Source organism: Pseudenterobacter timonensis (assembly GCF_900021175.1).
GTDB lineage: Bacteria > Pseudomonadota > Gammaproteobacteria > Enterobacterales > Enterobacteriaceae > Enterobacter > Enterobacter timonensis.
The window spans coordinates 126,513-140,175 of the sequence record NZ_FCOP01000011.1 but is presented as its reverse complement, the minus strand read 5'-3'; the positions used below and the strand labels follow the sequence as shown (position 1 = coordinate 140,175).

Genomic DNA, 13,663 nt, shown 5'->3' with positions numbered 1-13,663 from the left:
AATCTCATTTGCAATGGAATTTACTATAAAAAATCAGTCTCCGCCAGTCATAAGAAGGCGCCCATATAGTAACTAAGATGTTTTTTAATTTTATTGCGTAAATAAATTTCAAGTTGTTATAACAAAGTGGGAAAAAATCAATGCCTTTCGCCCACTTAATATTCTGATGATAATTAATTTCGTTATGTTATGTGATATGCCACTAAATTAGCTTTGTACTTGGCTGGTTTTTAATCCGCTTTTAAAGCTCCCCAAAATTACCACTACCAGGGAAGCCAAGCTCAATGCAGCGCCTACCCACAAGGGAGAGACAAAACCGTAACCCCAGTCCAGCGCCAAACCACCAAGCCATGCCCCCAGAGCATTACCGATATTAAAGGCGGCAATATTAGTTCCCGAGGCCACGGTTGGAGCATCACTGGCATATTTCATCATACGCAGTTGCAGACCTGGTGCAGTTGCCAGCCCCACGGTTCCCATTAACAACAACAGAATCACCGTCATGATTTGATTCTGCGCGAAGAGGGCAAAAGCAGCCATCACTATCGTTAAAAACAACAGAATCGTACCCAGAGATTTATTGAGAGATTTATCGGCTGCCTTCCCACCATAGATATTGCCTATAAAAGTGCCAACACCGAACAGTACGAGCAGCCACGGCACAGTTTGTAGAGTAAAACCAGAAACCTGAGTCAGCGTAAAAGCAATATAGGTAAAGCCACCGATAACTCCCCCAAATGAAAGGACACTCAGCAAAGCGGAAATCCATACCTGGGGACGCTTAAAAACAGCAAACTCACGCCCCAGTCGAGTATCGCGATGGGCAGGCATAGCCGGAATCAATACTCTAATCCCTATCATGGTAATCACACCAATAATAGCCAGCGCCCAGAAGGTAGTGCGCCACCCCAACTCCAGGCCGACAAAAGTACCCAATGGAACACCAATAATATTGGATACAGTTAATCCGGCAAACATCAGCGAAATAGCACCTCCTTTTTTATCATCTGTCACCATATCCGCAGCAACAACCGCGCCAACGCTGAAAAAGGCGCCATGACAGAGTGCTGCGACAATACGGCCAAAAAGCAGCATTTCATAGCTCACTGACATAGCTGAAATCAGATTGCCGATAATGAACAGAGTGCTCAATAACATCAATGTCAGTCGTCGCTCCATGCGAATCATTAGAGCGGTTAAGATAATAGCTCCCACAGCCACGCTAACCGCATAACCGGAAAATAAATATCCCGCCACCTGTTCACTGACTTTAAATTCGGTCGCAATTTGCGGAAGTAGCCCTACGATACCAAATTCTGTCAAACCAATCCCAAACGCACCAAGCGCTAAGGCTAAAAGACCCGTAGGCATTTTCATCTCCTGTTATTTATTTACTGAATGCAATTAATATTATTTATTCACAGTTAATTATTCCGAAGGCAGCTTGATAAGTGCGATGGCCTCGAGTAGATACATATAATATTCACGTATCACGGAGCGCCTGGCTCTCCTGTTCAGTGTTTCATTAGTAATGAATATTATGAAGATGTCAGATATAGTAGAAATGAATTTCGCTTATAGTAGGTATTTAGATGGATAATCTCAAAAAGCTGGATTTGAATCTCCTTTTGACGCTTGATACCTTGCTGAAGGAGCCAAACGTGACCCGGGCCGCCCGGCAGCTCAATCTGTCGCAACCTACCGTTAGTGTACAGCTGGCGAAGTTGCGAAAAAGTCTCAACGATCCGCTGTTTTTACCCGGGCCGCGTGGTATGCGACCAACCATAAGAGCGGAGATGCTCCGTACGCCACTAAGCCAAGCTCTGGAGTTATTAGATAAGACCATCGCCTCACCAGCCCCCTTTATTCCCCGGCAATCCACTCACATCTGGCAGGTCGTGGCAGCGGACTACTGCGAAACCACGGTGCTTTTGCCCGTACTCAAAAGCTTGCGACATGAAGCGCCTGGTGCCCGGCTCGCGGTACTTGAAAACGCCAATTCGCAGATTGGACAGAGAGCGGGACAGGACAAAGTTGACCTTTTTTTCCATATCCGGGAGGAATCGCCTCCCGGGCTGCGCTGTCGTAAGCTGTTTGACGAACACTACGTACTGGTAAGTCGTGTCGATCATCCCACATTACAGTCACCTCCCGCACTCGAACAATTTCTTGAGCTGGATTTTGTGATGATTTCGCCAGATGGCGGAGGTTTTTGGGGAAATACCGATCGCGTGCTTGCCGGGATGGGGCTAAACCGGAAGGTTGTCTTGTCAGTTCCACACTTTATGTTTGCTGTTTTTACCATCGCTACCACCGATCTGGTCGGTATGCTGCCGCTCCGTCTCGTAAGGGATAATCCTCAGCTTCGCTACTTTACGCCTCCCATAGAGATACCCGGCTTCGAGATGAATATGCTTTGGCATGAGCATCTACACCGCGAACCTGCGCATAAATGGTTGCGGGAGTTAATTGTCTGTTCGCTTAATAATAATGATGACAAGCTATAGTTAACCTTTTCCTTAAGTCAATCCTATGACCAAAACTGTGCTGAACACCGGTTCTCTTCTTCTGCTGCTGATGCTTATCTACACCGGCCTGTTTACCGGTGACCGAACCACCTGGCTGATGGAAGTGACGCCCGTCATTATTATTGTGCCGCTGCTGCTCGCCACGCACCGTCGCTATCCGCTAACGCCGCTGCTGTATACCTTGATCTTCTTCCACGCGGTGATTCTGATCGTTGGCGGGATGTACACCTATGCCAAAGTACCGATCGGCTTTGAGGTGCAGGAGATGTTTAACCTGAGCCGTAACCCTTACGACAAGCTCGGCCACTTTTTTCAGGGGCTGGTGCCGGCCCTTGCCGCACGCGAAATCCTGATACGCGGCGGCTACGTCAGAGGAACCAAAATGACCGGCTTTTTAGTCTGCTGCGTCGCGCTGGCAATCAGCGCCACCTATGAGCTGATTGAGTGGTGGGCGGCGCTGGCGATGGGGCAAGGCGCGGATGATTTTCTGGGTACCCAGGGCGACTCGTGGGATACACAGTCCGATATGTTCTGCGCCCTGCTCGGCGCGTTGACGACGGTGCTAGTGCTGGGCCGTTTTCATCAGCGGCAGCTGGCTCGTTTGTCTTAAGTTTTTCTTTGCCGGTCAGCTATACTGGCCACAACCTCACCCCGACAGGTCACACCATGATCGCACAACGTCTTATTCGCGACTGGCGCATTCCCGCCGCAGGGCTGTTGGCGCTAATGCTGCTTATCACAGGCTTTATCCTGCATTCACACTGGAACGCTTTTATTCAGTGGTGTCTTGCCACGCAAATTACTCTGCACCGCTATCTGGTGATGTATCTGCTTCAGCTGAATAACCATCAGTACAGCGGCGGATTATGGCTCCTTATCGGCGCGTTTCTCTATGGCGTGCTGCACGCTATCGGGCCGGGACACGGCAAATTTATTGTCACCACGTACCTGAGCACCAACAAAGAGAGCCAGCTCGCCGCGCGCGTGGTGCCGTTTCTTGGCAGCCTGATGCAGGGCGTCAGCGCCATTCTGTTCGTCTTTATCCTCGCGGTTGGCTTTAACCTGGCGTCAGGTGATTTGAGCGAAAGCCGCTGGTACGTGGAGAAAATCAGCGCGGTGCTGGTGGGCGGTTTTGGCGCGTTTGTGATTTACCAGGCGCTGAAAAGTTTGCGTCCACGCAAAATGACGATCTCATCGCTCAGGCCGCTGCATCAGCATGGTGCCGACTGCGGCTGTGGCCATCACGGTGTCAGCGCGGAGATGACAAAAGGGGACTGGAAAACGCGTCTCGGCGTGGTGCTGGCGATTGGCGCACGCCCCTGCAGCGGCGCCATTATGATTTTGCTCTTCTCCAACGCGCTGGGCATCGTCAGCTGGGGCATTGCGGCGGTGATGACCATGTCGCTCGGTACGGCGCTGTCGATCATGGGCCTGTCGCTGGCGGTGCGCTACGCCCGTGAACGCACGGTGGCCTTTTTCGGTGGCGATAGCCATCTGAGCTGGCTGGTTCCGTGCGTTAAAATTGTTGGCGGCGTACTGCTGATCCTCTTCGCCACGGTGCTGTTCCTGACGGTGATCCCCGTCAGCGCCAGCGGCGATTATATCGCGGCGGGATGCTAAGCCAGCACCCCGTCAAGCAGCACGTGCGGCCTGCCCTGCGAGCAGCGCTCCACGCGGCCCCGCACGCCGTAGACCTCCGCCAGCGTCTGTTCGGTGATGGCGCGCTCCGGCGCGCCGCTGGCGACAAGCTTTCCCGCTTTCAGCATTACGATATGGTCACCGTGGCGCAGGGCGATATTGATATCATGCACCACAATCAGGGTGATAATGTTGCGCTCGCGCGTTTCGCGCGCCACCTGCTCCATCACCTGAAACTGATGGTTTAAATCCAGCGCGCTGAGCGGCTCGTCCAGCAGCAACAGTCGGGGCTTGCGCACCAGCGACTGTGCCAGCCCCACCAGCTGCTTTTGCCCGCCAGAGAGACGATCGAGATAGTGCATCGCCAGATGCTCAATGCCCAGCCGCGCCAGAACGCGCATCGCGTCGTCGATACTCGCCTCCCCACCCGAGGCGCGCTGCGCCACGATCACCGACTCCAGCACGTGCAGATGAACCCCCTGGGGCAGCGACTGGGGCAAAAAAACCACCCGCTTAGCGCGCTGCGCGAAGGGCAGGGTCATCAGGTTCTCCCCTTCCAGACTCACCTCGCCCCGGGCCGGATTCAGGCCCGCCAGCGCCCGCAGCAGGGTCGACTTCCCGCAGCCGTTCGGCCCCAGCAGCACGGTGATTTTACCGCGCGGCAGATCGGGGAGATCCAGCCCGCTAATGACAGGCGTTTTGCCATAGCCTGTGCTGAGCTGACGAATATTCATGACATTCTCCCGCGATGGCGTAAAACAATGCTCAAAAAAAACGGCACGCCCACCAGCGAGGTGACAATCCCCACGGGGATCATCACGCCGGGGACGATATTCTTCGAGGCGATGGAGGCCAGCGACAGCACCAGCCCGCCGGTCAGCATACTGCCCGGCAGATAATAGCGATGATCTTCCCCAAACAGCATGCGGGAGATATGCGGCGCCACCAGGCCAACAAAACCGATCGGCCCGACAAACGCCACCGAGAGCGCAGAGAGCAGGCTGATGCGCAGCAGTGACGTAAGCCTTAACCGTCTGACATCGATCCCAAAGCTCATCGCCCGCTCCTCGCCAAGGCGCAACGCGGTTAACTTCCAGGCGCTCATCATCGACAGCGGCAGCACTGCGGCAAACGCCAGCGCCAGCACGCCAAGCGACTGCCACGAGGCGCGCGCCAGACTCCCCATTGTCCAGAACACCAGCCCCTGGAGCGTGTCTTCATCGGCGATAAACTGCATCATCGACACCAGCGCGTTAAAGGTAAAAACCAGCGCGATGCCAAACAGCACCACGCCCGTGGTGGCCACGCGCGTCCAGCGGGCCACCGCGTCCAGCAGCAGGGCGGAGAGTAGTGCAAAGATAAAGGCGTTGGCAGAGACCACCCACCCTTCCGCTACGCCGGGGATACCGATGCCGAGTACAATCGCCAGCGCCGCACCAAACGCCGCCGCCGAGGATACGCCCAGCGTAAAGGGGCTGGCGAGGGGATTATTGAGGATGGTCTGCATCTCAGCCCCTGCGAGCCCGAGCGTCATCCCCACCAGCAGCGCCATCAGGGCATAGGGCAGACGGATATCCCAGACGATGGTACGCATCCCGTCACTGACGCTGGCCGGATGAACCAGCGCCTGCCAAAGTTCTCCCGGCGATAATCCGGACGGGCCGAGGGTAAAGTCCAGCGTCAGCGACGCCACGATCGCCAGAATAAGCAGGCCGGAGAGCGCCAGGCGGCGGCGCAGTACCTGGCCATAGGCGGCCTGAAGGGGAAGGGTTAGTTCGGTCATGGGGTAAAGTCAGAATGTTGTCAGTTCAGGGAAAGCGCAATCACGCTATATAAACACATATATTACGCTACCCAGAGCAAACCACAAGCCGGGCGCTGATTTCCCCCCTCGCGTTTGCGGCGAAGCGCTTTTTAAGTCAAAAAAACCCGGCCGGAGCCGGGTTCACGTCAGACGTTACGGTTATTCATTGATGCGGGGATGTTGATCCACCAGGCGAGAACGTTTTTTCTGCAGCTCTGCGATCTCGGCATCGATATCTTCGATTTTTTGTTCCACGTTATCGTAGTGCTCGCGCAGGATCTCTTTGGCTTCCTGAATATCGGATGCCGCCGGCGTTGCCCCTTTCAGCGGGCGATTAGCGGTCTCTTTCATGGTGATACCGGTAATCAGACCAATCACCGCGATCACCATCAGGTAGTAGGCAGGCATCATCAGGTTCTGCGTACTCTCCACCAGCGAGGCCGCGAGCGTAGGCGTCAGGCCAGCAACCAGCACCGAAATGTTAAACGCCGCCGCCAGCGCGCTGTAGCGGATATGCGTCGGGAACATAGCAGGCAGCGTGGAGGCCATTACGCCGATAAAGCAGTTGAGGATCACCGCCAGCATCAGCAGGCCTGCAAAAATCAGCCCCAGCACGTTACTGTTAATCAGGATAAAGGCCGGGATCGCCAGCAGGAACAGCGCCACGCTGCCCATGATAATAAACGGGCGGCGGCCGAAGCGGTCGCTCAGCAGGCCCATAATCGGCTGGACAAAGAGCATCCCCACCATGATGGCGATAATGATCAATACGCCGTGATCTTCCGAGTAGTGCAGGTTATGCGACAGGTAACTCGGCATGTAGGTGAGCAACATGTAATAGGTGACGTTGGTGGAGATAACCATCCCCACACAGATCAGCAGGCTACGCCAGTGCTTTGAGGCGATCTCTTTAAACGAGACTTTCGGGCCATCCTGCAACCCTTCGCGATCGCCCTGCTCCAGCTTTTCTACATGCTGCTGGAACGCAGGGGTCTCTTCCAGGGCATGGCGCAGGTAAAGGCCGATCAGCCCCAGCGGCAGCGCCAGGAAGAACGGCAGACGCCAGCCCCAGTCAAGGAAGTTCGCTTCGCCAACCACCGTCGAGATGAGTACCACCACGCCCGCGCCCAGCACAAAGCCCGCGATAGAACCAAAGTCCAGCCAGCTGCCCATAAAGCCGCGTTTTCGGTCAGGAGAATATTCCGCGACGAAAATCGACGCGCCGGTATACTCTCCGCCTACCGAGAACCCCTGCGCCATCTTACAGATCAGCAGCAGAATCGGCGCCCATATGCCGATAGTGGCATACGAAGGAATTAAGCCGATGCAGAAAGTACTGACCGACATAATGACAATGGTTATGGCGAGTATCTTCTGACGGCCATATTTATCGCCGAGCATCCCGAAAAACAGGCCGCCCAGCGGACGAATCAGAAAGGGAACAGAGAAAGTACCGAGTGCGGCAATCATTTGCACGCTGGGGTTGGCGTCGGGGAAAAAGACTTTACCTAATGCGTAAGCGACAAAGCCGTAAACACCAAAATCGAACCATTCCATCGCGTTACCGAGCGAAGCTGCGGTAATCGCTTTACGCAGCTTGCCGTCATCAATAATAGTGACGTCACGCAGCGTCATAGGTTTTACTTTTTTCCGTTTTAGCATAGCTTTCCTCACAGAATCGGCCCTGTCCATACCACTGTTTTTATTGTGGTTTTGGCAACCTCGATTCACAGATGTGAATCGTCTTATTCAAGCGTAGCAGGTTTACTTACACTGACATTTCTTGTCGGTACAACCGAACCTGTTGACGCCTGTCGGGCAGTGAATGACTGCTTTACCCTACCAGCGATTAAATTTGTGATCAACTTCACATATATTTTTATTTGCACAACCATCTTTACAATCGTTGTCATTTCACCGCTACGCGCCATCTATTTGTCCCCAAAAAAAGCACGCTTTCTCGCGTTATTATTTGGCCCGTAATGAATATTCACCGACACTTCTTCACATTCGCTTTACACCGTTTTTAATTATTTCCCGCCGTAAGAATTTTTAAAGCAAATATGTGATCAACATAACTAAAACACTGTTTTATTTTCATTGAATCAATATTCCACTGATCGCATGATGATAACCAACACCACGATGTTGAGGCTTGCGGTTACGGATAAACGACACGGCGTGAGAGCCAAAGCGCCACACCACGCGGTCACGCCGATGCGAAAAATTATCAATGCTTTGAATTTATGAAGTTTTATTCCTGGTTCGCCAGTAACGCAGATTTAGCTCTGAGGATTTATGATGAGAATTAAAGCGACGATTGAACGTATCCCTGGGGGGATGATGCTGGTGCCGCTGGTGCTTGGCGCTATCTTAAATACATTAGCGCCAGAGACAGGGGCCTATTTTGGCGGTTTTACCAAAGGCATGATTACCGGCACGGTACCGATTCTGGCGGTATGGTTCTTCTGTATAGGTGCATCCATCAACCTGCGGGCGACCGGCACCGTATTACGTAAATCGGGTACGCTGGTTATCACCAAAATCGCCGTCGCCTGGGTCGTGGCGATGGTCTGCGCCATGTTTATCCCGGAAAACGGCATTCAGACCGGCTTCTTTGCCGGCCTGTCGGTGCTGGCGATTGTCTCCGCGATGGATATGACCAACGGCGGCCTCTACGCCAGCCTGATGAACCAGTACGGTACTAAAGAAGAATCTGGCGCGTTCGTGCTGATGTCGCTGGAATCGGGCCCGCTGATGACCATGCTGATCCTCGGCTCCGCTGGCCTGGCCTCTTTCGAACCGCACCATTTCGTCGGCGCGATCCTGCCGTTCCTGATCGGCTTTGCGCTGGGTAATCTGGATAACGATCTGCGTGACTTCTTCAGCAAAGCGACGCCGGTACTGATCCCGTTCTTTGGCTTCGCGCTGGGCAATACCATCAACCTCGCGGTAATTATGGATACCGGTCTGCTGGGCATCGTGCTGGGCGTGGCGGTTATCATTATTACCGGTATTCCGCTGATTATCGCCGACCGTCTGATTGGCGGCGGAAACGGAACCGCAGGCGTAGCCGCGTCGTCAGCCGCAGGCGCGGCGGTAGCGAACCCGGTGATTATCGCCCAGATTAACCCGGCCTTTGAACCTGTCGCCGCGTCCGCGACGGCGCTGGTGGCCGCCAGCGTTATCGTCACCGCAATACTGGTGCCGATTATTACCGCCCTCTACGCCAAACGTTACGGCAACGTGCCGGAAGCGACGGTAGAACGTACAGCGGTAGAGATGCACCACTAACCCCCGCCCCTCCCGTTCCTCTCCCCCATGGGGAGGGGAATACCTCCGCCTGCTGAATCGCTTTTCACCCTGAAACTCTTACGTAATTTTCCTACATGTATGCGATTACATTCACAAACATGCAGATAAATAAGCCATTTATTAACCTTTTAAGAACATTTCCCCCAACCAAATTCTGAATCCTGCGATAATCCAGCCAGGTTCGTGACAGGAGTCACAGCGTTTTCCGTCAGCAAGGGTTTTGTCCAGATGCGTAAATCTATGAGCCCGGTCGCGGTCAACGACCTCAGAATACCCCTACACTTTAAGGCAGTACAAATTGGCTAAGGAGCAGTGACATGCGCGTCAAAGGTATAACCCCGCAGGATCTGATGGCTTACGGCATTCAAAACATTCAGGACATTGTCTATAACCCTGATTACGACTTGCTCTATCAGGAAGAGCTGAATCCCGACCTCGAAGGATATGAGCGCGGCGTGTTGACGACAACGGGTGCGATCGCCGTTGATACCGGCATTTTTACCGGGCGTTCGCCAAAAGATAAATATATTGTCCGGGATGACACTACCCGCGACACGCTGTGGTGGGCAGATAACGGCAAAGGCAAAAACGATAACAAGCCGCTCACACAGGATACCTGGCAACATCTGAAAGGGCTGGTGACTCAGCAGCTCTCCGGCAAACGCCTGTTCATTATCGACGCCTTCTGCGGCGCGAATGCGGACTCCCGCCTCGCGGTACGCTTTATTACCGAGGTGGCCTGGCAGGCGCACTTTGTGAAAAACATGTTTATCCGCCCCACCGAGGAAGAGTTACAGGATTTTGAGCCTGACTTCATCGTGATGAACGGCGCGAAATGCACCAACCCACAGTGGAAAGAGCAGGGTTTAAATTCCGAAAACTTTATCGCCTTTAACCTCACCGAGCGTATGCAGCTGATTGGCGGCACCTGGTACGGCGGCGAGATGAAGAAAGGGATGTTCTCGGTGATGAACTACCTGCTGCCGCTGCGGGGCATCGCCTCTATGCACTGCTCGGCTAACGTCGGCGAGAAAGGCGACGTGGCGGTCTTTTTTGGCCTCTCCGGCACCGGCAAAACCACCCTCTCCACCGATCCAAAGCGTCGCCTGATAGGCGATGACGAACATGGCTGGGATGATGACGGCGTCTTTAACTTTGAAGGCGGCTGCTATGCCAAAACCATCCGCCTGTCAGCGGAAGCGGAGCCGGATATTTTTAACGCCATTCGTCGCGACGCGCTGCTGGAGAACGTCACCGTGCGCGCAGATGGCTCGGTCGATTTTGACGACGCCTCGAAAACGGAAAATACCCGCGTCTCTTATCCGATCTATCACATCGATAACATCGTGAAGCCGGTGTCGAAGGCGGGTCACGCCTCGAAGGTCATCTTCCTGACCGCCGACGCGTTCGGCGTCCTGCCGCCGGTCTCACGCCTGACCGCCAGCCAGACGCAGTACCATTTCCTGTCGGGCTTTACCGCCAAGCTGGCGGGCACCGAGCGCGGCGTCACCGAACCGACGCCAACCTTCTCCGCCTGCTTCGGCGCGGCGTTCCTGTCGCTGCACCCGACCCAGTACGCGGAAGTGCTGGTGAAACGCATGCAGGCGTGCGGCGCGCAGGCTTATCTGGTTAATACTGGCTGGAACGGCACCGGCAAACGTATCTCCATTAAGGATACCCGCGCCATTATCGACGCGATCCTCGATGGTTCTCTGGACGATGCCGAAACGTTTACCCTGCCGATGTTTAACCTGGCGATCCCGACCGAACTGCCGGGCGTGAACCCGCACATTCTCGATCCGCGCAACACCTACGGCTCACCGGAACAGTGGCAGGAAAAGGCCGAAACGCTGGCGAAGCTGTTCATTGCTAACTTTGAGAAGTATACCGATACGCCGGCAGGTGCGGCGCTGGTAAGCGCGGGGCCGAAGCTGTAATTTACCCCTCACCCTAACCCTCTCCCCACAGGGGAGAGGGGATGGATCGAGCACTATTTCCCCTGCAGAGAGGCCACAAGCCTGCTTTTCCCTCTCTTCCCTCAGGGGAGAGGGATGGATCGAGCACTACTTCCCCTGCAGAGAGGCCACAAGCCTGCTTTTCCCCCTCTCCCCTCAGGGGAGAGGGACGGGGTGAGGGGCAAACGCCCCACCTTTCTAACTCTCTTTCGTCTGCCCGCGCGTAACCGGAATCGGCAGCCAGGCGCGGATAGACAACCCGCCCCGCTCGCTGGTGCCAATCTCCAGCATACCGTTATGGTTATCAACAATACGCTGCACAATCGCCAGCCCCAGACCGGTGCCGCTGGTGCTGCGGGCGCTGTCGCCGCGCACAAACGGCTGGAAGAGGTGTTTACGCTGTTCCGGCTTGATCCCCGGGCCGTCATCCTCCACCTGGAACCAGGCACGGTGCAGCTCGGTGCCGCTGCTGACCTTAATCCAGCCTTTACCGTAACGGGCGGCGTTGACCACCATATTGGCTAATGCGCGCTTGATGGAGAGCGGATGCATCCGCACCTCTATTTCGCCCGCCTGCAGATCGGTTTCGATTTCGCGCTCATACCCGCTTTCGGCAGCCACCACTTCGCCCAGCACCGCGTTGAGATCCGCCATCTCCATCGGCATCTCCTGCCCGGTACGCAGGTAGTCGATGAACTGTTCAATAATGGCGTTGCACTCTTCGATATCTTTGTTGATGGATTCCGCAAGATAGCCATCCTGCTCGGCCATCATCTCCGTTGCCAGACGAATACGCGTCAGCGGCGTGCGCAGATCGTGGCTGACGCCCGCCATCAGCAGCGTGCGATCGTCGGCAAGTTGCTTCACCCCTGCGGCCATATGGTTAAAGGCGCGGGTAACCGAGCGCACCTCTGAGGCGCCATACTCGCGCAGCGGCGGCGGAATAATGCCTTTCCCCACCTGCAGCGCCGCATGTTCAAGATCGACCAGCGGACGGTTCTGGATACGGATAAAGAGCCACGCACCGCCGATGGCCATCAGCATAATCGCCAGGGTATAGCGGAAGAGCGGCGAGAAATCGCCCTGGTGGATTTCGGTGAGCGGTACGCGCACCCAGATATTGGGGGACATCCAGGTTTTCAGCCACACGACCGGCGAGCTTTTGTTGACCTCAACGCGAACTTCCGTCGGGCCGCCCAGCTGCTGCGCCATCTGCTGGCTTAAAAATTCATAGTGCTGCGCCCAGCGCAGGCCCGCATCCTCAGCCGCTTCATTCGAATAGAGGGAGATGCCAAGTTCACGGTAAATTTCGCGGCGAAACGCCGGGGGGACAACCAGTTGCGTGCCGTCCTCCAGCTGAAGTTTATCGGTCATCAGCATACGAACTTCGTACGCCAGTACCTTATTAAACTGCTGAAGGCTCGGCAGGATCGCAAAGTTCAGCACTACCAGGTAGGTCGTCACCAGGCTGACAAACAGCAGGGTGACGATCAACAGCAGGGTGCGGGCAAACGAGCTTCGCGGCGAGAAGCGCATTCGCCTCATGCTTTAGAGCCGTCCGGTACAAAGACGTAACCAAGACCCCAGACCGTCTGGATGTAGCGCGGGTGCGCCGGATCCTCTTCCACCATGCGGCGCAGGCGGGAGATCTGCACATCGATGGAACGCTCCATCGCGGAATATTCACGGCCACGCGCCAGGTTCATCAGCTTGTCGCGGGAGAGCGGCTCGCGCGGATGGCTGACCAGCGCCTTCAGCACCGCAAATTCACCGCTGGTGAGCGGCATCGGCTCATCTTCACGGAACATTTCGCGGGTACCGAGGTTCAGCTTGAACTTACCGAACGCGATCACCGCCTCTTCCTGGGAAGGGGCGCCCGGCAGCTCGTTCGCCTGACGGCGCAGTACGGCGCGGATACGGGCCAGCAACTCACGCGGGTTAAACGGTTTAGGAATATAATCGTCGGCGCCAATTTCAAGGCCCACGATGCGATCCACCTCTTCCCCTTTCGCCGTCACCATAATGATCGGCATCGGGTTGCTCTGGCTGCGCAAACGACGGCAAATAGAGAGACCATCTTCGCCTGGCAGCATCAGGTCAAGGACCATCAGATGGAATGATTCACGGGTCAGCAGGCGATCCATCTGTTCGGCGTTCGCCACGCTACGAACCTGGAAGCCCTGTTCGGTCAGATAACGTTCGAGCAGCGCACGCAGGCGCATGTCGTCATCTACGACCAGAATCTTATAGTTCTCTTGCATTGTTTGTACTCCCAAAGGTTCGGACACTCTTAAAGAGCGTATTCTAAAAAAGTGCACGTCAACGACCAGCTAATTCTGGTATAAATTCTAGACGAAATTGTTACAAAGCATATTTTACAGCAGCTTAAGTGCACATTTCGTCACAGAAATCATTATGAAACC

At 54.9% G+C, this 13,663-nt stretch carries 11 protein-coding genes; 5 read left to right on the top strand and 6 right to left on the bottom strand.

Annotated elements, in window-relative coordinates; translation table 11 throughout:
- Positions 1–207: 207 nt before the first annotated feature.
- Positions 208–1,371 (bottom strand): MFS transporter, encoded by a 1,164-nt coding sequence (locus tag BN3796_RS07045; RefSeq protein WP_061707674.1) that lies wholly within the window; start codon positions 1,369–1,371, stop codon positions 208–210.
- A gap of 221 nt (positions 1,372–1,592) precedes the next feature.
- Between BN3796_RS07045 and BN3796_RS07040 the strand changes: the two genes are divergently transcribed.
- The 3 genes from BN3796_RS07040 to BN3796_RS07030 are packed head-to-tail and all read left to right on the top strand — an operon-like array spanning position 1,593 to position 4,148.
- Positions 1,593–2,507: a LysR family transcriptional regulator gene (locus BN3796_RS07040; protein WP_061707673.1), complete on the top strand. Its 915-nt coding sequence runs from the start codon at positions 1,593–1,595 to the stop codon at positions 2,505–2,507.
- A gap of 25 nt (positions 2,508–2,532) precedes the next feature.
- Complete coding sequence (locus tag BN3796_RS07035; RefSeq protein WP_061707672.1) at positions 2,533–3,138, top strand: DUF2238 domain-containing protein; 606 nt, start codon at positions 2,533–2,535, stop codon at positions 3,136–3,138.
- Positions 3,139–3,194: 56 nt separating this feature from the next.
- Positions 3,195–4,148 carry a nickel/cobalt transporter gene (locus BN3796_RS07030; RefSeq protein WP_061707671.1) on the top strand — a complete coding sequence of 318 codons (954 nt, stop codon included), beginning with the start codon at positions 3,195–3,197 and terminating at the stop codon, positions 4,146–4,148.
- On the opposite strand, the gene BN3796_RS07025 is transcribed toward BN3796_RS07030, so the two are convergent.
- From BN3796_RS07025 to proP, 3 genes are all read right to left on the bottom strand, one after another.
- A complete protein-coding gene (locus BN3796_RS07025) occupies positions 4,145–4,900 on the bottom strand; it encodes an ABC transporter ATP-binding protein (RefSeq protein ID WP_061707670.1) in 756 nt (251 codons plus the stop codon). The genes BN3796_RS07030 and BN3796_RS07025 overlap by 4 nt on opposite strands.
- The gene (locus tag BN3796_RS07020; RefSeq protein ID WP_061707669.1) at positions 4,897–5,949 is read right to left on the bottom strand and encodes a FecCD family ABC transporter permease; all 1,053 of its coding nucleotides are present in this window, start codon (positions 5,947–5,949) and stop codon (positions 4,897–4,899) included. Before BN3796_RS07020 ends, BN3796_RS07025 begins: the two co-directional genes overlap by 4 nt.
- Before the next feature lie 180 nt (positions 5,950–6,129).
- Complete coding sequence (proP, locus tag BN3796_RS07015; protein WP_061707668.1) at positions 6,130–7,632, bottom strand: glycine betaine/L-proline transporter ProP; 1,503 nt, start codon at positions 7,630–7,632, stop codon at positions 6,130–6,132.
- Positions 7,633–8,271: 639 nt separating this feature from the next.
- Between proP and kdgT the strand changes: the two genes are divergently transcribed.
- Positions 8,272–9,264, top strand: coding sequence for a 2-keto-3-deoxygluconate transporter (gene kdgT, locus BN3796_RS07010; RefSeq protein WP_061707667.1), 993 nt, complete (start codon positions 8,272–8,274; stop codon positions 9,262–9,264).
- 338 nt (positions 9,265–9,602) lie between these two features.
- Complete coding sequence (gene pckA / locus BN3796_RS07005; protein ID WP_061707666.1) at positions 9,603–11,222, top strand: phosphoenolpyruvate carboxykinase (ATP); 1,620 nt, start codon at positions 9,603–9,605, stop codon at positions 11,220–11,222.
- A 216-nt stretch (positions 11,223–11,438) separates the two neighbouring features.
- On the opposite strand, the gene envZ is transcribed toward pckA, so the two are convergent.
- Both envZ and ompR read right to left on the bottom strand, forming a co-directional pair.
- Positions 11,439–12,785, bottom strand: a complete 1,347-nt coding sequence (envZ, locus tag BN3796_RS07000) for a two-component system sensor histidine kinase EnvZ (RefSeq protein WP_061707665.1) — start codon at positions 12,783–12,785, stop codon at positions 11,439–11,441.
- Positions 12,782–13,501, bottom strand: a complete 720-nt coding sequence (gene ompR / locus BN3796_RS06995) for an osmolarity response regulator transcription factor OmpR (RefSeq protein WP_001157751.1) — start codon at positions 13,499–13,501, stop codon at positions 12,782–12,784. The genes envZ and ompR overlap by 4 nt, the downstream gene beginning before the upstream one ends.
- Positions 13,502–13,663 lie beyond the last annotated feature (162 nt).